Origin of the sequence: Rhodococcus sp. NPDC058639, assembly GCF_042717545.1 — a bacterium.
Taxonomy (GTDB): Bacteria; Actinomycetota; Actinomycetes; order Mycobacteriales; family Mycobacteriaceae; genus Rhodococcus.
In genome coordinates this window covers 110,233-129,395 of the sequence record NZ_JBHXRF010000001.1, presented here as the reverse complement: position 1 = coordinate 129,395, position 19,163 = coordinate 110,233, and the positions used below count along the sequence as shown (strand labels likewise).

Annotated in this window: 22 protein-coding genes; 11 read left to right on the top strand and 11 right to left on the bottom strand. The window is 68.2% G+C overall.

From position 1 onward, the window contains the following. Window positions 1–131: 131 nt before the first annotated feature. The 7 genes from ACFWU2_RS00570 to ACFWU2_RS00540 all read right to left on the bottom strand — a co-directional run bounded on the left by ACFWU2_RS00570 (window position 132) and on the right by ACFWU2_RS00540 (window position 7,365). Window positions 132–1,433, bottom strand: coding sequence for an LCP family protein (locus ACFWU2_RS00570; protein ID WP_378600156.1), 1,302 nt, complete (start codon window positions 1,431–1,433; stop codon window positions 132–134). 91 nt (window positions 1,434–1,524) lie between these two features. Next, entirely contained in the window at window positions 1,525–2,340 is an 816-nt protein-coding gene (locus tag ACFWU2_RS00565) for a CPBP family intramembrane glutamic endopeptidase (protein ID WP_378598718.1), read from the bottom strand. An 85-nt stretch (window positions 2,341–2,425) separates the two neighbouring features. After that, entirely contained in the window at window positions 2,426–3,148 is a 723-nt protein-coding gene (locus ACFWU2_RS00560; RefSeq protein WP_378598715.1) for an ABC transporter ATP-binding protein, read from the bottom strand. Further along, the gene (locus ACFWU2_RS00555) at window positions 3,124–4,014 is read right to left on the bottom strand and encodes an ABC transporter permease (RefSeq protein WP_378598712.1); all 891 of its coding nucleotides are present in this window, start codon (window positions 4,012–4,014) and stop codon (window positions 3,124–3,126) included. Before ACFWU2_RS00555 ends, ACFWU2_RS00560 begins: the two co-directional genes overlap by 25 nt. A gap of 28 nt (window positions 4,015–4,042) precedes the next feature. Then, window positions 4,043–5,395, bottom strand: coding sequence for an LLM class flavin-dependent oxidoreductase (locus ACFWU2_RS00550; protein ID WP_378598708.1), 1,353 nt, complete (start codon window positions 5,393–5,395; stop codon window positions 4,043–4,045). A 19-nt stretch (window positions 5,396–5,414) separates the two neighbouring features. Beyond that, complete coding sequence (locus ACFWU2_RS00545; protein WP_378598705.1) at window positions 5,415–6,467, bottom strand: ABC transporter substrate-binding protein; 1,053 nt, start codon at window positions 6,465–6,467, stop codon at window positions 5,415–5,417. A 103-nt stretch (window positions 6,468–6,570) separates the two neighbouring features. Next, complete coding sequence (locus tag ACFWU2_RS00540; RefSeq protein ID WP_378598702.1) at window positions 6,571–7,365, bottom strand: DUF2470 domain-containing protein; 795 nt, start codon at window positions 7,363–7,365, stop codon at window positions 6,571–6,573. Between the two features lie 109 nt (window positions 7,366–7,474). Between ACFWU2_RS00540 and ACFWU2_RS00535 the strand changes: the two genes are divergently transcribed. From ACFWU2_RS00535 to ACFWU2_RS00520, 4 genes are all read left to right on the top strand, one after another. Then, window positions 7,475–8,137 carry a hypothetical protein gene (locus ACFWU2_RS00535; protein ID WP_378600151.1) on the top strand — a complete coding sequence of 221 codons (663 nt, stop codon included), beginning with the start codon at window positions 7,475–7,477 and terminating at the stop codon, window positions 8,135–8,137. 55 nt (window positions 8,138–8,192) lie between these two features. Continuing rightward, entirely contained in the window at window positions 8,193–9,101 is a 909-nt protein-coding gene (gene pheA / locus ACFWU2_RS00530) for a prephenate dehydratase (protein ID WP_378598699.1), read from the top strand. A 2-nt stretch (window positions 9,102–9,103) separates the two neighbouring features. Then, a complete protein-coding gene (locus tag ACFWU2_RS00525) occupies window positions 9,104–9,766 on the top strand; it encodes a histidine phosphatase family protein (RefSeq protein ID WP_378598696.1) in 663 nt (220 codons plus the stop codon). Between the two features lie 182 nt (window positions 9,767–9,948). Further along, window positions 9,949–10,620 carry a TetR/AcrR family transcriptional regulator gene (locus ACFWU2_RS00520; RefSeq protein ID WP_378598693.1) on the top strand — a complete coding sequence of 224 codons (672 nt, stop codon included), beginning with the start codon at window positions 9,949–9,951 and terminating at the stop codon, window positions 10,618–10,620. Between the two features lie 3 nt (window positions 10,621–10,623). Here ACFWU2_RS00520 and ACFWU2_RS00515 read toward each other — a convergent pair whose 3' ends face one another. Next, the gene (locus tag ACFWU2_RS00515; RefSeq protein ID WP_378598689.1) at window positions 10,624–11,409 is read right to left on the bottom strand and encodes an enoyl-CoA hydratase; all 786 of its coding nucleotides are present in this window, start codon (window positions 11,407–11,409) and stop codon (window positions 10,624–10,626) included. A gap of 229 nt (window positions 11,410–11,638) precedes the next feature. Here ACFWU2_RS00515 and ACFWU2_RS00510 point away from each other — a divergent pair, with 229 nt between their 5' ends. The 4 genes from ACFWU2_RS00510 to ACFWU2_RS00495 all read left to right on the top strand — a co-directional run bounded on the left by ACFWU2_RS00510 (window position 11,639) and on the right by ACFWU2_RS00495 (window position 14,905). After that, a complete protein-coding gene (locus ACFWU2_RS00510) occupies window positions 11,639–12,832 on the top strand; it encodes a thiolase family protein (RefSeq protein ID WP_378598686.1) in 1,194 nt (397 codons plus the stop codon). A 53-nt stretch (window positions 12,833–12,885) separates the two neighbouring features. Continuing rightward, window positions 12,886–13,647, top strand: a complete 762-nt coding sequence (locus tag ACFWU2_RS00505) for a 3-hydroxyacyl-CoA dehydrogenase (protein ID WP_378598683.1) — start codon at window positions 12,886–12,888, stop codon at window positions 13,645–13,647. A gap of 32 nt (window positions 13,648–13,679) precedes the next feature. After that, complete coding sequence (locus ACFWU2_RS00500) at window positions 13,680–14,438, top strand: SDR family NAD(P)-dependent oxidoreductase (protein ID WP_378598679.1); 759 nt, start codon at window positions 13,680–13,682, stop codon at window positions 14,436–14,438. Window positions 14,439–14,503: 65 nt separating this feature from the next. Next, window positions 14,504–14,905, top strand: a complete 402-nt coding sequence (locus ACFWU2_RS00495; protein WP_378598676.1) for a TIGR03668 family PPOX class F420-dependent oxidoreductase — start codon at window positions 14,504–14,506, stop codon at window positions 14,903–14,905. Here ACFWU2_RS00495 and ACFWU2_RS00490 read toward each other — a convergent pair. Next, entirely contained in the window at window positions 14,891–15,751 is an 861-nt protein-coding gene (locus ACFWU2_RS00490; RefSeq protein ID WP_378598673.1) for an alpha/beta fold hydrolase, read from the bottom strand. The two genes, ACFWU2_RS00495 and ACFWU2_RS00490, sit on opposite strands and share 15 nt — an antisense overlap. A 354-nt stretch (window positions 15,752–16,105) precedes the next feature. On the opposite strand from ACFWU2_RS00490, the gene ACFWU2_RS00485 reads away from it, so the two are divergent. The 3 genes from ACFWU2_RS00485 to ACFWU2_RS00475 all read left to right on the top strand — a co-directional run bounded on the left by ACFWU2_RS00485 (window position 16,106) and on the right by ACFWU2_RS00475 (window position 17,590). After that, window positions 16,106–16,504, top strand: a complete 399-nt coding sequence (locus ACFWU2_RS00485) for a hypothetical protein (RefSeq protein WP_378598670.1) — start codon at window positions 16,106–16,108, stop codon at window positions 16,502–16,504. Window positions 16,505–16,771: 267 nt separating this feature from the next. Further along, window positions 16,772–17,182 (top strand): NUDIX domain-containing protein, encoded by a 411-nt coding sequence (locus ACFWU2_RS00480; protein WP_378598667.1) that lies wholly within the window; start codon window positions 16,772–16,774, stop codon window positions 17,180–17,182. A gap of 120 nt (window positions 17,183–17,302) precedes the next feature. Beyond that, on the top strand, window positions 17,303–17,590 hold the full coding sequence (locus ACFWU2_RS00475) for a putative quinol monooxygenase (RefSeq protein ID WP_169620798.1): 288 nt from the start codon (window positions 17,303–17,305) through the stop codon (window positions 17,588–17,590). A gap of 79 nt (window positions 17,591–17,669) precedes the next feature. On the opposite strand, the gene ACFWU2_RS00470 is transcribed toward ACFWU2_RS00475, so the two are convergent. Both ACFWU2_RS00470 and ACFWU2_RS00465 read right to left on the bottom strand, forming a co-directional pair. Beyond that, window positions 17,670–18,641, bottom strand: coding sequence for an NAD(P)H-dependent flavin oxidoreductase (locus tag ACFWU2_RS00470; protein WP_378598662.1), 972 nt, complete (start codon window positions 18,639–18,641; stop codon window positions 17,670–17,672). A gap of 26 nt (window positions 18,642–18,667) precedes the next feature. Then, window positions 18,668–19,069 carry a nuclear transport factor 2 family protein gene (locus ACFWU2_RS00465; RefSeq protein WP_378598659.1) on the bottom strand — a complete coding sequence of 134 codons (402 nt, stop codon included), beginning with the start codon at window positions 19,067–19,069 and terminating at the stop codon, window positions 18,668–18,670. Between the last annotated feature and the right edge of the window lie 94 nt (window positions 19,070–19,163).

Genomic DNA, 19,163 nt, shown 5'->3' with positions numbered 1-19,163 from the left:
GAGGATAAATCATCCAAGCTTTGGCTAGGCTGACTCTTCCAAGCTTCGGCTTGCCTTGGTCAATTCAGGGTTGGCTGGCCGAATATTCTTCCCCGATTTCACGGAAATTCCTCGTCGCGGAGACCGGGTTTTCAGGGCCCGGGCGTCAGTAATTCGGCCGGGATCTGCTGATCTTTCGCAAGCGCATCGAAGAACGGCGCCGCGCGGGCGCGGTCCCACAGCAACACGTTGCCGATGCCGTAGACGTCTTCGAATCCTCCGACGGGGACCGTCGCGGTCAACGTCTCACCGCGCATCGCCCACGCCAGTCGTGCGAGGTCCCAGAGATGATCGTCCTCGTCGACTCGCACGGACCCGGCGGCGCCCGTCGCGAGCGGCACCGCGCGGAACGGGTTGAGGAACGTGGAAGGACTGGTTGCCTTGCCCAGCAGAGCGGACAGGAACAGCCGTTGGTTGTTCATCCGGTCGAGGTCGGCCAGGGGCGTGGCGCGGGTGCGCACGAACCCGAGGGCCTCGGGCCCGCTCAGTTCCTGACACCCTGCCTCGAGCGAGAGACCGGCCAGCGGATCGTCGATCGGGTACGGGACACAGATGTCGACTCCGCCGACCGCATCGACGATCGACGCGAAACCGCCGAAGCCGATCTCCACGTAGTGGTCGATGTGCACGCCGGTGGCGCCCTCGACGGTCTGTACGAGCAGCTGGGGTCCGCCGAGTGCGAACGACGCATTGAGCTTGTCCCGCCCGAAGCCCGGCACGTCCACGTAGGAATCGCGGGGCAGCGACACCATGGTGGTCGCGCCACCGCCGCTCGGTACGTGGATGAGCAGGATCGTGTCGGTCCGGTCGGTGCCCACCTCGCCGCCGGTCGCGAGTTCCTGCTCCTGTTCCGGGGTGAGGCCGACCCGGCTGTCGGAGCCCACGAGCAGCCAGTTGGTGCCGGGGGTGTCGCCCCCGCGCCCGTCGTACGCGGCGAGCGCGTCGACGCGGTCGAGGGTGCCGTCGAGGTAGATCGTCCCGCCGATCACCGCGACGAGGAGCACGGCCAGCACTGCACCCAGCCGCCGCATCGTGCGTCGTCCGGCGCCGGGGCGTGGCCGTCGCGGTTCGGGTTGCGCGGCGGGCTTGCGCCGGACCGGCGGAACAACGGGCGGCGGAGCCCCGCCGCGCGAGCGGTCGTCGGCGATCCGTTCGGGCCGTTGCGTGGGCGCCCAGTCGCGACTGCGCGACGCCTCCTGCTGCGGCGCGGGCACGCGGGGAGGTGGTTGCCGCCGCGGCGGCGGGGGCGGCGGCGTGGCCGGGGGACGGTACGTCGGCGTGGGGGCCTGCGACCACGCCTGCGGGGGCGGTGCAGGCCGTTGTCCGTCGCGGCGAATCACCTGTGTGCCCTCGGGGGGCGGCGTCGCCCGGGGCGGAGGCACAGGACGGCGGATCGGCGCGGGCCGTTGCGGGGGAGGTCCCTGCGGTGGCCGCGGCCTGTTCCGAGGGTCGCGAGGGTCGCCGTTCACTCGCACAACTGTACGGTCACGGCAGCCACGACACGTGTCCTCGGAGTGCCTGATATCCCACGAATGCGACGGTGTCGATCAAGGCGTGGGCGATCACGAGGGGCCACAACCTGCCTGTGCGCTGCCAATACCGGCCGAAGACGAGACCCATCACGACGTTGCCGAACCCGCCACCGAGGCCCTGGTACAGGTGATAACTGCCACGCAGCACCGCGGACGCGAACAGCGAAGAGTTCTCCGACCAGCCCAGTTGCCGCAGGCGGGTGAGGATGTACGCGACGACGAGGATCTCCTCGGCGCCGGAGTTCGCCAGTGCCCACAGCACCTCGGTGGGAAGACGCCACCAGTAGTCCGCCAGCACACTGGGCGCGACCGTGAGGTTCAGTCCTGCCGCGCGCGCGCCGAGGTAGAGCAGCAGGCCGGGGAACCCGATCAGGGCGGCGAGCCCGACACCGGGCAGTACATCCCGGCGGAGATACGGACGGGCCAGCCCCACGGCTTTCGGGCCGAACCCGCTGCGCCAGAGCAGGTACAGGCCCAGCGCCCCCCATGCCGACAGTCGGAGGATGCCCAGGAGTTGACGGGCGAGATCGATGAACTGCTGAGACGACTGCGGGCTGTTCAGCGCAACGGTCCGGTCCGACAACGGCTCCGGTGCGAGCGCCGCCTCGAGCAGCGACAGGATCGACGAGAGACCGCTCAGCCCGAACGTGACGAGCAGAACGATCGCGATCTCGATCCACAGCGCGCGGCGTGCGGGGGCATCGAGAGGCGTGGCGGGGTTCTGCGCCGGCGGGCTCAGCCAGGAACGAAGCATCGTCACCGGTGTCATTGTGCCGGACCCCGGCGGTGTCATTGTGCCGGAACCCCAGCGGTGCCACTGTGCCGGAACCCGGCGCTGCCATCCTGCCTGAGCCTCAGGCCGCGACCTCGACACCGAGCGCCTCGAGCAGAATCCGCCGGTAGTCCGCCGTCTGTAGAGGGTGCGCCGCTCGCGGGTGCGGCAGATCGATCGTCAGTTCCACCGCCGGCGAACCGTGATCGAGCACCAGCACGCGGTCGGCAAGCGCGATGGCTTCGTCGACGTCGTGGGTGACCAGCAGGACCGCCGGCCGGTGCACCGCGCACAACTCCTGAAGCAGCGCATGCATCTTGATCTTCGTCAGCGCGTCGAGTGCACCGAAGGGTTCGTCGGCGAGCAGCAACTCGGGTTCGCGGACGAGCGACCGCGCAAGCGAGACCCGCTGCTGTTCCCCGCCGGACAGTTCGTTCGGCCACGCCGACTCCCGGCCGGCGAGGCCGACTTCGGCGAGCGCTTTCCGGCCCCGTTCCGTCGCGTCGGTGCCGGTGAGTCCGAGGGTGACGTTGGCGAGCACGCGGGCCCACGGCAGCAGGCGGGAATCCTGGAACACGACCGCACGCTTGCGCGGCACGTCGATGTCCCCGGACCCGGGCACCCCGTGGTCGAGTTCGGCGAGGGCACGCAGCAGCGTGCTCTTGCCGGAGCCGCTCCGGCCGAGCAGCGCGACGAACTCGCCTTCGCGAATTTCGAGGTCGACGTTGCGCAGGACTGCGCGTCCGTCGAACCCCCGGCTCAGGCCCGAGGTGCGGACCGTCAGCTTCCGATCGTCCTGCGCCATGCCAGCGCCTTCCTTTCTGCCGAGCGGACCAGCAGATCGCTGCCGAAGCCGAGGATCGCGTAGACCACGAGGCCGACGATGATGATGTCGGTGAGCCCGTAGGTGCGGGCCTGGAACATGAGGAACCCGATCCCGCTCGTCGCGTTGACCTGTTCCACGACCACGAGGGCGAGCCATGCCACCGTCACCGCCATGCGGAGACCGGTGAAGAACCCCGGGAGCGCGCCGGGCAGAGCCACACGCCGGACGAACTGCGCGCGCGACAGGTCCAGCGTCTCGGCGAGTTCGACGTAGCGGGAGTCGATGCCGCGCAGCGCCGAATAGGTGTTGATGTAGATGGGCACGAACACCGACAGGGCGATGAGCAGGATCTTCATTTCCTCGCCGATGCCGAACCACAGGATCGCGAGCGGCATCAGTGCGAGCGTCGGGATCGACCGCTTGATCTGCACCGGACCGTCGACGAGCGCCTCGCCGATCCGGGACAGGCCCGAGATCAGAGCGAGCAGTAACCCGAAGAAGACACCGAGGACGCCGCCGATCACCGCACGCTGCACGGAGGTGAGCAGGTTGCTCTGCAGGCGTCCGTCGGCGATCAGATCCCAGGCGGTGGTCACCACGGTCCACGGTGCGGACAGTGTCTTCGGGTCGAGTTGCCCGGTCGCCGACGCCACGATCCAGACGACCAGCAGGATCGTCGGTCCGATGGCGAGGCCGAACTTGATCGGTCGCCCGGGCGCCAGGCGGCTACGACCGCGACGAGGAGGCAGACCGGGCTCGTTCTCCAGGTCCGGTTTCTGGTCGGTGGTGCCGTCCCCGGCGAGACCGCTCCCGAATCGCCGCAGGTCGACGGTGGGTACGCTCATGTGGCCCTGTCCTTTCGTCGGGGGAGGGTCAGGCCGTCCCGGAAGTCGCGAAAGTGCGTGCGTACTGGCTTTCCGGCCGGGGCAGGCCGTAGTGGTCGCGCAAGGTGGTGCCGGCGTACTCGGTGCGGAACAGGCCGCGCTCCTGCAGGATCGGGACGACGGTGCTGGTGAACGCCTCGAGTCCCTGCGGGTACTGCGGCGGCATGATGTTGAACCCGTCGGCCGCACCGCGGGTGAACCACTCTTCGATGATGTCCGCGATCTGTACGGGGGTTCCGGCGACGACGTTGTGCCCGCGCGCGCCGGCAAGCTTGTGCAGCAGTTGACGCAGCGTCGGCTGTTCCCGCTCGACGATCTTGGCGAAGACCAGACGTCGGCTGTTGTCGTTGTCGGTGATGTCGCCGGCTCCCGCGAAGAGTTCGGCCGGCACGACGGCATCGAGGTCGAGTCCGGAGACGTCGATCCGCCCCATCTTCTGTAGTTGCCCGAGCCCGTACTCGACGATGGTGAGTTCGTTGAATTCGCGTTGCAGTTCTTGTGCTTCGGCCTCGGTCGCGCCGAGGAACGGGCTCAGGCCGGGCAGGATCTTGACGTGGTCGGGGTTGCGCCCGGCGTCCACCGCGCGGAGCTTGATGTCGCTGTAGAACGCCTGCGCATCCGAGATCCGCTGGTGCGCAGTGAAAATCGCCTCGGCATAGTTCGCGGCGAAATCGCGTCCGTCGTTCGACGATCCGGCCTGGACCAGGACCGGCCGCCCCTGCGGGGATCGGGCCGAGTTGAACGGGCCGCGAACGCTGACGTATTCACCTTCCACGTCGACGCGGTGGATCTTGTCCGGGTCGGCGTACACCCCAGCGGCCTTGTCGGCGACCACGGCGTCGTCCTCCCACGAATCCCACAGTTTCACTGTGGCGTCGACGAATTCGCGTGCACGTGCGTACCGCTGCCGTACGTCGGGATGGTCGGTGAGGCCGAAGTTCGCCGCTGCGGCATCGGACGCGGTGGTGACGATGTTCCAGCCTGCGCGGCCACCGGAGATGTGGTCGAGCGACGAGAACAGCCGCGCGAGATTGTAGGGCTCGTAATAGGTGGTCGACGCGGTGGCGATCAGGCCGAGATGCGTGGTGACCGTGGCCATCGCGACGAGCGTGGTGATCGGTTCGAGGCCGTAGTCGGGGCGGTACCGCACCTCGGTGCGCAGCGCGGGCCCGTCGGCGAAGAACACCGCGTCGAGTTTGGCGGCTTCGGCTGCACGTGCCAGTTCCTGGAAGTAGTGCACGTCGTAGATGCGCTCGGGTGCGCTGCCGGGGTGACGCCACGATGCTTCGTGGTGGCCGGTCGGGTAGATGAAGGCGTTGAGGCTGAGCTGGCGGTGCGTCATGAGAAGGTCCCCTCGGAGATCAGTTGCGAACGTGTCCGGCGCCGGCGTCGGCTACCGCGGCCTGGACTACTTGGTCGAAGCGCAGGTCGAATGCTTCGGCGGCCTCGACGGGTCGTGGCAGTTCGCCGGCGGCGTCGATCACGTCGACGGTGTGCTGCTGGGTGGCGACGAGGTTCTCGTCGAGTCTCGGGAAGGTCGTCGGGCCGTTGGCATCCAGAATGCGGCGTCCGTCCTCGGCGGTCAGGCCCTGGCTCTTGACGAAGTACTCGTCGATCCACGCGTCGCGGTTGTCGTTCGCCCAGTCCACGGACGCGATGTACGCGCCGACGTAGGCGCGGATCGCGGCCGCCGTCGCGGGATCGGACAGTGCCTTCGCGCTCGAGTACAGGTAGGAGATCCCGTCACTGAGGTCGGTGATCTCGTCGCGGGGGAGGGCGGTGGCGCCCGGGGTCTGCATGTACCGGGAGAACACCGGTTCGCTCATCGGTGCGGCGTCGATCTGGTCGGATCGCAGCGCGTCCGGGAAGTCGGCGAGCGCCATCGGCGTGAGTGTCACGTCGTCGACGTCGAGACCGGCCTTGTCGAGCGCGCGGAGGACGAACGCCTGCTGGGAGGTGCCCTCGGCGTAGCCGATGCGCTTGCCCGACAGTGCGGCCAGCGAGTCGATATCGGCGCCCGGCGCGACGCCCAGGTTGAGGCTGTTGTCGGTCTGGACCGCGGCGATCACCCGCACGTCGTCGCCCGCGACGAGCGACTGCACGGCCATGATCTCGCCTGCCCACGCCACGTCGACGGCGTCGGCGCGAAATGCCTCGAGGATCGAGGGTGCGCCCTGGAACGTGGCGAACTCGTAGTCGAACGGCAGGGAGTCGAGGTTGCCGGACGCTGCCAGCGCGACCTGCTGTCGCTCGCCCTGGTCGGCGATGACGATCTTCGTCCCGGCAGGGATGTCGGTGGGAAGCGGACTGTCGGGCGCGAGACCGCCGCCCGCCGGCCCCGAACCACACGCAACGACCGCGGTCAGGACGAATGCGGCTGCGGTGGTGAATCCGGCGTGACGTAGGCGGAACATGTACTTCCCTCGGGCTCGAACGATCGACGGTGAGGCCGTCCGGACGGTGCCGGGGGCTGAGGATCATCATCGAGATCGAGCGCGGGGGTCACCACAGTTAGCGTCAGCGTGATCCGAAGTCCTCCCGGCGCAGGCGAGGGTGCAGGCCGTTGCGGAACGGGCATCCGATGAGTAGGCGCAACGCCCGGCTCAGCCCGGAGGGGTCGTCGACCGGTTCGTCGAACGGGATGCGGACGTCGTGGTCGCCCCGGCCCGATTCGATCCGCAGCCGCACGCCGTACCGGTCGATGCCGAGCGGACGGATTCGTCCCCCTCGCTGGGCTTCCGGTACCCGGCGGGCGATGCGCATCACCAGGTCCGCGTGCTGTTCGTCGAGGTGCTGGAGCCACGCGGTCTCGAGTGCGGCGAACGGGTCGGGCGCGGCGTCGAGCACATCCACGACGTTCACGGCTTCCGCCCCGGTCGTATCGGCGGCGACGACGGAATCGATGCTCAGTCGCAGGAGTACGGATCGGTGGCCCACGTCGAGAAGCTCCGGGTGGGGCAGGGTTTCGGCGATTTCCGCGGCGAGGGAGCGGGGTTCCCGGACCGGGTGCAGGATGCCGCTGAACCAGATGAGCGAGCGCACCGGGTTGCGGAGGGCCAGCGGTGAGTGGTCGGTGAGTTCGAGGACCGCGGGCAGTCCCGCGCCGCCCGCCTGCCCCGCGAGTGCGGCGGCGGGGCTGTGCGTGGGCACGACGATCGCGAGGTCGTCGTCGGTATGGAGGTGGTGGATCGTGGTGGGGACGGGATCACAGCCGTCGACGGCGAGGTGGGACGTGTCGGCGCGGATGAGGGCGGTGCGCACGCGTTCGGCCGTGGTGGGCGCGGGGACGGCGGTGGACGTGGTGGTGTGCATGACAACCCTCCTGGCTATGTAGGTGAGGCAAACCTAAGTCATCGCCCTCGGGGTGGCAAGAGGTCCCGGGTCTAATCTGGGATGCGTGCCGATCCCTCTTCCCCTCGGAATGCCGCCGTCCCACGAGGAGCCGCGCGGACTGCTGGACGGGCTGCTGACCGGACGGTACGACTCGCCGGACGATGCCCGCGACGTCACCGGACCGTTGTTCGCGCCTCCGATAGTCCCGGCCCGCGCGATCACCGTCCCTCCGGGCCGCGACCTCGTCGTCGAACTCGATACGTCGGGCCCGCCCCCCGTGCCGGCTGGCTGGCGACCGGTGCGTTACCAGATCGGTTGCACTCCCGAGGTCCTCGACGATGTCCTCGCATTCACGGCACCCGCGCCGCTGGCCGTGTACGTGGACGGACCCGGCGACACGCTCGCCGACACCGCACGCGCACTCACCGAGGCCGGGCATGTACCGGGTCTTCCCGCAGGTCACGGCCCCGACGCGGTCTCCGACTTCCTCGCGGTCCTCGCTCACGCCGACACCGGCTACGTCGCCCGCACGACCAGCACGGAGGACGTCGTGGCGCTGCTGTCCGGGACCGCGGCGGCCCTGAGCGGTTTCGACATCCGGGAGGCACTCGCGTCGCCCGACGTGTCCTGGTTGCAACGGCTGATCCCCGAAGCGGCCGCCGCACTGCGGGAAATTCTTCTGGCCGTCGAAGTCGACGACCCCGACCGGGTCGCGCGCGAACTCGGCGAACTGGGGCTGTCGGCCGGCTGAACGGCACCGGCCCGACACAGCATTCAGCAGACCCGAGGTGGGTAACCTCGTAGGCGTGCCACGTATCGCCTATTTCGGCCCGTCGGGAACCTTCACCGAGATGGCCCTCGCCCGCTTCGAGGAACTCGGTGCCTTCGATGCCCCGGTCGAGCGGATCTCCGCCGCCAGCCCTCCCGCGGCCTTGCAGATGCTGCGTGACGGCGACGTCGACGGAGCGGTCGTGCCGATCGAGAGTTCGGTCGAAGGCTCTGTGCCGCCGACCATGGACGGACTCGCCCTCGGCTCGCGGCTGCAGATCGTCGCCGAAACCGAACTCGACGTCGCCTTCACGGTGGTCGCGCGGCCCGGAGTCGCTCGCGAAGATGTCGCGACCATCGGTGCGTATCCCGTCGCAGCGGCCCAGGTGCGGCAGTGGATCACCGACAATCTTCCGGGCGCCGCGATCGTCGCCGCGACCTCGAACGCGGGGGCGGCAGAGGATGTCGCATCCGGGAAGGTCGATGCGGGGGTGGCCACCGCGCTGGCCGGCGAACGGCTCGGTCTTGCGGTACTCGCCGACGGCGTCGCGGACTTCGCAGGTGCCCGCACCCGGTTCGTGCTCGTCTCCCGGCCCGGGCCGATACCGAAGCGCTCCGGTTGCGACCGCACGTCGGTGGTCCTGCAACTCCCGAATGTTCCGGGTTCGCTGGTGAGAGCCATGACGGAACTGGCGACCCGCGGAATCGATCTCACCCGCATCGAATCACGCCCCACCCGTAAGGATTACGGGACCTACTTCTTCCATCTGGACTGGGTGGGCCATATCGACGACGCGCTCGTCGCGGAGGCACTCAAGGCCCTGCACCGTTTCGCTCAGGTACGGTTCCTCGGTTCGTGGCCGGCAGTGTCCGAGCACGGGGTGCCTCCCGTCTCCGACGACGACGATGCGCAGTGGCTCGAGCGACTGCGCCGCGGAGAGGAATAGCGGTGAGCGGAAAGTTGATATTGGCCCGGCACGGCCAGACGGTGGCGAACGTCGCACGGCGCCTCGACACCAAATTGCCCGGCGCGGAACTGACCGAATTGGGAATCGAACAGGCACGGAGCCTCGGACGCAATCTCGTCGAGCGCGGCCCGTCGCTTCTCGTGGCATCGCGGGCGATCCGGGCGCGGCAGACCGCAGAGCAGGTCTCTCCCGCCGTCGGGCTCGACACCTCGGTCTTCGACGGCCTGCACGAGGTGCAGGCCGGTGATCTCGAGGACCGCAGCGACGAGGAGTCGCACACCCTGTTCATGAAGGTCTACGAGGAGTGGCACAGCGGTGACCTGCGCACGCGGGTGCCGGGCGGCGAATCGGCGATCGATGTCCTCGATCGGTTCGTTCCGGTGATCGACGCATTGCGCGCCGACCATCTCGATGAGGGGTCGGGGGACGTCGTCGTCGTCAGCCACGGCGCAGCCATCCGTCTCGTCGCGGCGTACCTCGGCAAGGTGCCGGGCGGGTTCGCCACAAGCAATCATCTGGCCAACACCGAGACCGTCGAACTCGTGCCGGTGCGGGGCGGGGGCTGGGAGTGTGTGCGGTGGGGCACGTTCACCGGCCCGTTCCGCGACACCCACCGCGCCGGCGCCGACGACCCGATGGGCTGAGATCGCGCAGTTCACGCGGACTCCCGCACTCGGCGTCGCCCTCACCCGTCGCGCGCATACCGGCGCGCACCCCGTCCCTCCGGTGGAGTGACGTGCCGCGGTGTCGATCGTTCGCGGGCGAAACCGCCGGGTATCGTCGAGCCGTCCGGATGAAGTAACGATCGGTAGGTTGGGTGCGGTACATGGATGGTTCCACCGACGACGCCGTCGACCCGCTCGAGGGTCGGGTCGTGCCGGATGGGGAGAACGCGCAGTCCGATTGGCGGACGTTGCAGCCGCTCGACCTCAGCCCGATCCTGTCGGCAGCGCTCGACGCCTTCTACGAGACCGGGTTCCACGGGACATCGGTGCGCGAGATCGCGCGGCGGGTGGGCGTGACGGTGCCCGCGCTGTACTACCACCACGAGAACAAAGAGGGCCTGCTCATCGCCCTGCTCGAGCTGTCGACCAGCGACGTGCTCTCGCGAGCGCACGCCGCGGACGCCGAGGGTGCCGGTGATCCGGTGCGCAGACTCGCGAACGTGATCGAGGCGATCGTGCTCCGGATGACGATGCGGTCGGCGCTCGCCGCGCTCGAAGGTGAGGCTCGGTATCTCAGTCCCGAGAACCGTCAGCGGTACCGCGCGGTACGCAAGGGCATAGAGGAACTGGTGCGCGAGATCGTCGAGGAGGGTGCTGCGACGGGCGACTTCGACGTCGACGACCCGGCCGAGACCACCCGGGCGCTGCTCGGGATGTGCCAATCGATCCCTCGCTGGTACCACGCGGAGGGCACCCTGAGCCCCGAAGCGGTCGCGAAGAAGTACGTGGCGATCGCCCTCAAGACGGTCGGCGCCCGCCGCGATCCGCTCTGACGGTCAGGCGCGACGCCGGAAGTCCGCGGTGCGCTTGTCCTGGAAGGCGGACACGCCTTCGGCGAAGTCCGGACCCGCGAGCAGATCGAGCTGACCTGCGCGCTCACGGCCGAACGCGTTGCCGAGTTCGGTGAGCGTCGCGTCGTTGATCGCCCGTTTGGTGGACGCGAGGGCCACAGACGGACCGTCTGCGAGCCGGACGATCAATTCTTCGACCGCCGTGTCGAATTCGTCGTCGGGGTAGACATCGGCGATGAGACCCGATGCGAGCGCTTCCGGCGCCGGGAGTCGTTCGGCGAGCATCGCCATCCGCAGGGCCCGGGCGCGGCCGATCGACGCCGCGACGAGCGCCGTAGCACCACCGTCGGGCATCAGGCCGATCTTGGCGAACGCGAGCAGGAAGTAGGTCGATTCCTTCGCGACCGTGAGGTCGCACGCAAGGGCGAGTGACACGCCGACACCGGCGGCGACACCGTTGACCGCGCCGACAACCGGTCGCGGAAAATCCCGGATCGTCGCGACGACCCGGTTCGCGGCGTCGATGGTGTCGGGCGCGGGAGGAGCGCTCAGGTCACGGCCGGAGATGTCGGCGCCCGAACAGAACGCCCGTCCGCGTCCGGTCAGGATCGCGGCGCGGACGGTGGGGTCGCCGGCGTGCTTGTCGAAAGCCTCGGCGACGGCGACCAGTGTGTCGGTCTTGACCGCGTTCATACGGGCGGGACGGTCGATCGTGACGCGCAGGATTCCGTCGCCGACGCTCGAGGTGACTCCGGGCGGGTCGGTGCTCATACGCTTCTCCTCGGTGTGGTGGTCGACTGCCTGCGGTGACGGCGCGCGGCGGCGAAGCCTCTCCTCTCCCTATCAGACCTGCTTGTCGCGCGCTGGCTACCGAGTCCGTTGACCACGTGCTGAGCCCGTGGTAAGTCTTTAGCGATCGATAGGTACGCGGTTGGGAGTGGGGCGCTCCGCACTCCTCGCACTCCGGCCGGCCCTGCTCGAACCCCTCGAAAGGAACGTCATGGCACAGGCCGTCATCGTCGACGTGGTCCGCACCGCCGTCGGCAAAGGCAAGCCCGGTGGTGCGCTTTCGGGTACGCATCCCGTCGAACTTCTGGCCCACGTCCTGCGTTCGCTCGTCGAGCGCAACAACCTCGACCCGGTCCTCGTCGACGACGTCATCGGCGGTTGCGTGCAGCAGGTAGGCGAGCAGGCACTCAACATCTCGCGCTCGGCACTGCTGTCGGCGGGTTTCCCGGATTCGGTGCCGGCCACCACCATCGACCGTCAGTGCGGATCGAGCCAGCAGGCTGCGCATTTCGCGGCTCAGGGCGTCATCGCGGGTGCGTACGACATCGTCATCGCGTGCGGTGTCGAGTCGATGAGCCGCCTCCCGATGGGCACCTCCTCGATCGGGCAGGACTCGTTCGGCCCCGGCGTCGCCGCCCGGTATCCCGAAGGGCTGGTCAACCAGGGGATCTCGGCGGAGCTCATCGCCGCGAAGTGGAGCTTCGACCGGGACGCCGTCGACTCCTACTCCGCGCGTTCGCACCAGCGCGCCGCCGCCGCGATCGCGGCAGGAAACTTCGACCGGGAGATCGCCCCGATCACCGTCACGAACGCCGGCGGCGAGCAGGTCGTGCACAGCGTCGACGAAACCGTGCGCGCGTCGACCACCGTCGAGGCTCTCGCGGGGCTGCGTCCGTCCTTCCGCATAGACGAGTACGCCGCGCGATTCCCCGAAGCACAGTGGCTCATCACCCCCGGCAACTCGTCGCCGTTCACGGACGGTGCGTCGGCCGTTCTGATCATGAGCGAAGAAGCCGCCACCAAGCTGGGTCTGACTCCCCGTGCACGATTCCACTCGTTCGCCGTGGCCGGAGACGACCCGCTCTACATGCTCACGGCGCCCATCCCGGCTACCCACAAAGTGCTCGCCAAGTCGGGACTGTCCATCGACGACATTGACTCCTACGAGGTGAACGAGGCGTTCGCGCCCGTGCCGATGATGTGGGCCGAGGAGTTCGGCGCGGACGAGGCCAAGCTCAATCCGTGGGGCGGGGCCATCGCACTGGGTCACGCACTCGGCTCGTCGGGTACCCGCCTGCTGAGCACGCTCGTCAGCACCCTCGAAGCGACCGGTGGCCGCTACGGCCTGCAGACGATGTGCGAGGGCGCGGGTATGGCCAACGCCACCGTCATCGAACGTCTCTGACCCACCGCCATACCGAATCTCCCGTCTGAAATCCCTACAGCGAAAGGCTTTTCATGATCGTCAACGACAGCGTCGCCGTCGTCACCGGTGGCGCCTCGGGCCTCGGCCTCGCCACCGTCAAGGCCTTGCTCGCCGACGGCGCCCAGGTCGTCATCATCGACCTGCCGTCCTCCAACGGCGAGACCGTCGCCAAAGAACTCGGCGACCGGGTCCGCTTCGCGGCGGCAGACGTCACCGACGAGGCCGCGGTCACGGAGGCGCTCGACCTCGCGGAATCGCTCGGCCCCCTGCGCGTCGCGGTCAATTGCGCCGGCATCGGCAACGCTATGAAGACGGTGAGCAAGAAGGGCGCGTTCCCGCTCGACGCCTTCAAGAAGGTCGTCGACGTCAACCTCTTCGGCACGTTCAACGTGATCCGCCTGGCCGCCCAGCGCATCGCCGAGACGGAACCGATCGACGGGGAGCGCGGCGTCATCATCAACACCGCCTCCGTCGCGGCATTCGACGGTCAGATCGGCCAGGCCGCCTACTCGGCATCGAAGGGCGGCGTCGTCGGCATGACCCTGCCGATCGCACGCGACCTCGCCTCGCTCCTCATCCGCGTCGTCACCATCGCACCCGGGCTGTTCAAGACCCCGCTGCTCGGCTCTCTGCCGGAGGAGGCGCAAGCGTCGCTCGGACAGCAGGTTCCGCACCCCGCGCGTCTCGGTGACCCCTCCGAGTACGGCGCTCTCGCAGCGCACATCGTGTCCAACCCGATGCTCAACGGCGAGGTCATCCGTCTCGACGGTGCCATCCGCATGGCGCCGCGCTGAACCTCGCGGAAGAACCCGCCGGGAGGATCTCGATGTTCGACCTGACAGGCACACGTGCGCTGGTCACGGGCGGTTCCGCCGGGCTCGGCTTCGGAATGGCGCGGGGTCTCGCGCGTGCCGGCGCAGACATCGCGCTCTGGGGACGAGACACCGCCAAACTCGGGCGTGCGGCCGACGAACTGAGCGGCTTCGGTGTCCGCGTGACGACGCGGTCGGTCGACGTGTCCGACGAGCATGCGGTGGCCGACGGTGTCGCATCCGTCGTCGACGAATTCGGTGGGCTGGACACGGTGGTCGTCAATGCGGGAATCGGTGCGACACTGCAGAAGTTCCACGAGTCGTCGACGGAGCAGTACCGGAAAGTGATGGGCACCAACGCCGACGGTGCGTACTTCACGTTGCGGGAGACGTCGAAGGTGCTGGTGGATCAAGGCACCGGCGGGTCGGTGATCGTGACGTCGAGCCTGGGGGCGTTGCAGGGTGCGGGACGCAACCAGGCGTACGGCGCGAGCAAGGCCGCGGTGCTCGCGCTCGCCAACGGGTGCGCCGTCGAACTCGCGCGCTACGGCATCCGGGTCAACAGTGTGCTGCCGGGCTGGATCGCGACCGATATGACCGGGCCGCTGCAGGACTCGGACGTGTTCAACCGCAACGTCATCTCCCGCGTGCCGTTGGGTCGGTGGGGACGGCCGGAAGATTTCGAGGGTATTGCCGTGTACCTCGCGAGCGACGCATCGGCGTTCCAGACCGGAAGCGCGACGGTGATCGACGGCGGCTACAGCATGTTCTGATCCGCGGCCCGGGCGAGTCGATCGAAGGAACGAGGCGCGGGCTCGACAAGGCTACGGTGAGGCACATGGACGTCCGCCGCCGCGTCACCGAAGCCCGGGTGGCCCGTCTGGCCACCGCAGACGGGTCCGGCGAACCGCACCTGGTCCCGATCGTGTTCGCCCTCGACGGCGATGCGATGTACACCTGCGTCGACGACAAGCCGAAGACCACCCGGCGGTTACGTCGCCTCGCAGACATCGCGGCGAACCCCCGCGTGAGTGTGCTCGTCGACCACTACAGCGACGACTGGTCACAGCTGTGGTGGATTCGCATCGACGGCATCGCCACGGTTCACGCCGCGGACACCGATGCGGGCGCCACCGGCCTCGACGCGCTGGCGCGCAAATACCCGCAGTACCGGTCGAAAAGACCACCGGGACCGGTGATCACCATCGCTCGGCTGCGCTGGCGATCATGGTCGGCGTGAGTCCGAAGTAAGCGAGAGCATCGCTTCGGCGACCTCCTCGACTGCCGCTTCGGGGATCGCTGTGGAAGCTCCGTCGAGCACCAGCAACCGTGCTTCCGGAATCTCGTGCGCGATGGCCTCGCCGTTGCCGACAGGAAAGAACGGGTCCCGCCGGCCGTGTACGACGAGCGTGGGGACATGGATCTGGGAAAGGCGCTCGCGCCAGCGGGGTGTGCAGTCGAGCTTGGAAAAGACGGTTCCGAGCTGATTGGCCATCTGGATCGGGGTTGTTGTGCCGGGTGTTCGGTCCCAGATCCGCGCGGCGGTCGCGCGTGCGATGACGGGGGCGTCGCCGAGGATCTCCGCGCTGGCAGCGGCGAACTCCGCTACCGCCTTTCGGTCGGTCCAGTCGGGCATCGGAAGCGCGAACAGTCGATTCATCGTCGCCTGGTCGTGGTCGGGGAGGTCGGGGTCGCACTTGCCGGGCGCGACCGCGCGGGTGCCCACCAAGGTGAGTGCCCGGAACGCGCTGGGGTGCTCGAGCACAGCGAGCTGGGCGACCATCCCACCCACCCCGATTCCCGCAAGGTGCGCAGGCCCGCCGCCGAGCGCGTCGGCGAGGGCCGCCGCGTCGGCGGCGAGGTCACGCAGGGTGTAGTTGGGTGTGTCCGGGTCCGCCGTCGTCGACTCACCGCTGTCGCGCAGGTCGTACCGCACGACGCGACGTCCGCCCGCGGCGAGGTGCTCACACAGTCCATCGGGCCAGGAGAGCATCGTCGTCCCGCCGACGAGCAGGACGAGTGGCGCATCGGGGTCACCGAAGGACTCGACACCCAGATCGACCCCGTTGGCACCGACAGTGGTCATCTGCCGCTCAGCTTTCCGACGCGGCGGCAGCCGGCGCCGTCTTCGAACAGCGGGCAGCCTCGACAATCTCGGCGTCGACGATCCTCATGACTTTGCCGCGTGTATCCCATGATCTCGACTCCCTCTCGATCGAGCTTCGTGCGCGTCCGCTCCCCGGAAGCAAGGCCCGCAACAGCAGGGAGTGGATCGGACGTTACTCGGACAGACCGGAGCCACTCCCCGATCTCATCGGCCGACCCACTTCGGCGGCGCTTGTTGACCTCGAGTCGGCTCGAGGTGCTGTGCTGTCGGCACACCACCACGCGGTCGACGTCGGCGACTCGACCGAGTTGCCCACACCCACTTGGAGGAACCGTGATCGCTTTCGGGCCACAGCTCATCGGCCGCACCGAGAAGGCTCTCAACGCTCTGCTCGCCGTAGCTCTTGCCGAGGAGAACCTGGTCGAATCACAGTGGGTCGCGCTGCGCCTCGCAGAGGGCTCGGACGGCTCGCAGGAACTCGCCGTGCTGGTCCACGACGTCACCTACGCACCGGACGGTGCGGCAGTCGTCGATTATTTGATAGCCCGCGGTCTGGTCCGCGCCGACCGACTCAGCGCGTCTGGACGAGCAACCGTGGCAAAGATCGAGCGGCGCATCGAAGAACTCACGTCGGAGATCTGGAAGGCGGTCGATCCCACCGACCGCGCCGCCGCCGAGCGCGCCCTGAACAGCGTGCTGGACCGGGCCCGTTCCGTCCTCGCAGCCCGGTAGTTCCCACCGCGGTGCGCGTGCCGCGGCGGCTTCGGTCTCGAGGTCACCGTGGTGACCGAGATTCGACGCGCAAACACGCTCAAATCCCGCGTGGGACAACTTGATTACGACAAGTGTTGCGGAACAACAGTTTGAAACGCCCTGAAAACGGCCCCGAAACGTCCCTCGCGCCCTCGAGTGCATCAACCCCCACACGCACCACCGGAGCATGCCGTGACCACTCGGCCGACTCCGCTGCATTCTGTGCCCCGGTCCTACGATGGGAGGGTGTCCGATTTCCCCGAAAAACTCATCCGTGTCAGCGCGGTCGTGCTCCGCGACGCCGACGGGCAGGTGCTGACGGTACGCAAGCGCAACACGTCCCGGTTCATGCTTCCCGGCGGAAAGCCCGAACCCGGAGAGTCGGCAGCCGAGGCTGCGGTGCGTGAGTGCGCAGAAGAGGTCGGGGCGGTGCTCGACCCGGGGTCGTTGCGACGGATCGGGGTGTTTTTGGCGGATGCGGCCAACGAACCGGGCTGGAAAATCGAGGGGACGGTGTTCGAGCACCCCTTCGTCGGCATCACGGGCAGCGCGGCGGAGATCGAGGAGATGCGATGGCTCGACCCGGCACTCCACCCGTTGCCCGGCGATCTCGCACCCCTGCTCGAGCATTTCGTCCTCCCGGCGATCGCGCGCTGACAGGCTGCGCACCCCGGAGGGAAGTGCCATTTCCGGAACGGTATTGCGTCGTTCTCGTGAATCGGGAAATGTGAGCGGCACCAGTACCACACTGCACACGTTCGCACGGAAGGATTCTTCATGGCGCTCACCGCCCTGCTCGAACTCGAATTCAAGGCCGACGCACTCGACGACGCGAAAGCGGTGATGAGCCGGGTGCTCGGCGAGACCCGCGAGTTCGACGGTTGCGACGGAATCGAGATTCTGGTGGACCGGACGAACGAGGCACGCTGGGTCGTCGTGGAGAAGTGGCGTTCGGCCGAGCACGATGCCGCCTACCGCAAGTTCCGCGCGGGCGAGGGCGCCATCACCGATCTCGGTCCGCTCCTGGCCGGAGCGCCGAAGCTCACGCAGTACACAACCCTCTGAGTCGCACCCCACAGACGACGACAGCGTGGCATGCCTCGGCATGCCACGCTGTTGCGGTGTCGGACGACCCGCAGGGTCGTCAGAGCGATAGACGCTTGCGAGCTGCGGCGTATTCGTCGGCGAGTCGCTCGACGACGCGAGCGGTGGGAGCGATCTCGTCGATGACGGCGATGCCCTGACCCGCACCCCAGATGTCGCGCCACGCCTTCGCGGTGCCGTCGGGTGCGGTCTTGTCGTCACCCAGGTTCATCGCGGACGGATCCGAGGTGGCGAGGTTGTCGGGGTCCATGCCCGCGCGGCTGATGCTGCCCCGGAGATAGTTGGCGTGCACCCCGCTGAACAGGTTGGTGTAGACGATGTCGGAGGCCGACGAGTCGACGAGCATCTGCTTGTACTCGTCCTGGGCGTGTGCCTCCGTCGTCGCGATGAATGCCGACCCGATGTAGGCGAGATCCGCGCCGGCAGCTTGCGCAGCGAGTATGGAATTGCCGTGCGCGATCGCGCCCGACAGCAGCAGCGGACCGTCGAACCAGCTGCGGATCTCCTGGACGAGAGCGAACGGAGACTGCGTGCCCGCATGTCCGCCGGCGCCGGTGGCGACCGCGATCAAGCCGTCGGCGCCCTTCTCGACGGCTTTCTTCGCGTACCGGTTGTCGATGACGTCGTGCAGGACGATGCCGCCGTACGAGTGGATCGCGGCGTTGACGTCGGCGCGTGCCCCGAGCGAGGTGATGACCAACGGCACCTGGAACTCGACGATCGTCGCGAGGTCTTCTTCGAGACGGTCGTTGGACCGGTGCACGATGAGGTTCACCGCGTAGGGCGCGGACGGGGTCTCGGGATTATCGGCGTCGTACCGGGCGAGTTCGTCGGTGATCCGGGTGAGCCACTCGCGCAGTTGCGAGTGCGGGCGGGCGTTGAGGGACGGGAACGACCCGACGACACCCGAGATGCATTGTGCGATCACGAGATCGGGGTTGGACACGATGAACATCGGCGACGCCACGACGGGCAGGCGCAGGCGATCCTTCAGAATCGGCGGCAGACTCATATACGTAACTCCTCGTGGGTGAGTGGTCAGACTTGCTCTAGCTGTGCCGCCATGCGGGGGATCAGCGCCTGCAGGCCCTTGACGGGGCGGATCATGACCTTGAATCCGACGATCCGGTCCCGGTCGTCCCACTCGATCAGGTCCACGCCGTTGACGTGTACGCCGTCGAGATCGGCGACGAATTCGAGCACCGCGGAGTTCGGGCCGTACCACTCGCCGACGTAGTGGAACCCGGTGTCGCCGCCGAACACGGTCAGCGCCGCCCGGAGGTACGCGACGGTCTTGGCCTTACCTTCCTGCGGGGTGAACACGGCCGGTGACAGGAAGACGGCGTCGTCGGCGACGAGTGCGTCGAGCGCGTCGAGGTCGTTCGTCTCGATCAGGTGATGCCATCGGTCGATCACTGCCGGGCGGGCGGGATGCGTCACGTGGGTTCGCCTCTCGGTGGGGTGGGTCCGAGCGTAGAGTCCGGCGATTAAACGGTCAACAGTGACTGTTCGTGATTCCGCCCCGGGCGGGGTG

What these genes read in the sequence shown, in the direction of transcription:
- ACFWU2_RS00505 (WP_378598683.1), top strand. Translation starts at nt 12,886, where the DNA reads ATGATCGTCAACGACAGCGTCGCCGTCGTCACCGGTGGCGCCTCGGGC.
- ACFWU2_RS00565 (WP_378598718.1), bottom strand. Translation starts at nt 2,340, where the DNA reads ATGACACCGGTGACGATGCTTCGTTCCTGGCTGAGCCCGCCGGCGCAG.
- ACFWU2_RS00545 (WP_378598705.1), bottom strand. Translation starts at nt 6,467, where the DNA reads ATGTTCCGCCTACGTCACGCCGGATTCACCACCGCAGCCGCATTCGTC.
- ACFWU2_RS00555 (WP_378598712.1), bottom strand. Translation starts at nt 4,014, where the DNA reads ATGAGCGTACCCACCGTCGACCTGCGGCGATTCGGGAGCGGTCTCGCC.
- ACFWU2_RS00470 (WP_378598662.1), bottom strand. Translation starts at nt 18,641, where the DNA reads ATGAGTCTGCCGCCGATTCTGAAGGATCGCCTGCGCCTGCCCGTCGTG.
- ACFWU2_RS00490 (WP_378598673.1), bottom strand. Translation starts at nt 15,751, where the DNA reads ATGACCACTGTCGGTGCCAACGGGGTCGATCTGGGTGTCGAGTCCTTC.
- ACFWU2_RS00550 (WP_378598708.1), bottom strand. Translation starts at nt 5,395, where the DNA reads ATGACGCACCGCCAGCTCAGCCTCAACGCCTTCATCTACCCGACCGGC.
- ACFWU2_RS00495 (WP_378598676.1), top strand. Translation starts at nt 14,504, where the DNA reads ATGGACGTCCGCCGCCGCGTCACCGAAGCCCGGGTGGCCCGTCTGGCC.
- ACFWU2_RS00510 (WP_378598686.1), top strand. Translation starts at nt 11,639, where the DNA reads ATGGCACAGGCCGTCATCGTCGACGTGGTCCGCACCGCCGTCGGCAAA.
- ACFWU2_RS00515 (WP_378598689.1), bottom strand. Translation starts at nt 11,409, where the DNA reads ATGAGCACCGACCCGCCCGGAGTCACCTCGAGCGTCGGCGACGGAATC.
- ACFWU2_RS00500 (WP_378598679.1), top strand. Translation starts at nt 13,680, where the DNA reads ATGTTCGACCTGACAGGCACACGTGCGCTGGTCACGGGCGGTTCCGCC.
- ACFWU2_RS00475 (WP_169620798.1), top strand. Translation starts at nt 17,303, where the DNA reads ATGGCGCTCACCGCCCTGCTCGAACTCGAATTCAAGGCCGACGCACTC.
- ACFWU2_RS00540 (WP_378598702.1), bottom strand. Translation starts at nt 7,365, where the DNA reads ATGCACACCACCACGTCCACCGCCGTCCCCGCGCCCACCACGGCCGAA.
- ACFWU2_RS00535 (WP_378600151.1), top strand. Translation starts at nt 7,475, where the DNA reads ATGCCGCCGTCCCACGAGGAGCCGCGCGGACTGCTGGACGGGCTGCTG.
- ACFWU2_RS00560 (WP_378598715.1), bottom strand. Translation starts at nt 3,148, where the DNA reads ATGGCGCAGGACGATCGGAAGCTGACGGTCCGCACCTCGGGCCTGAGC.
- ACFWU2_RS00520 (WP_378598693.1), top strand. Translation starts at nt 9,949, where the DNA reads ATGGATGGTTCCACCGACGACGCCGTCGACCCGCTCGAGGGTCGGGTC.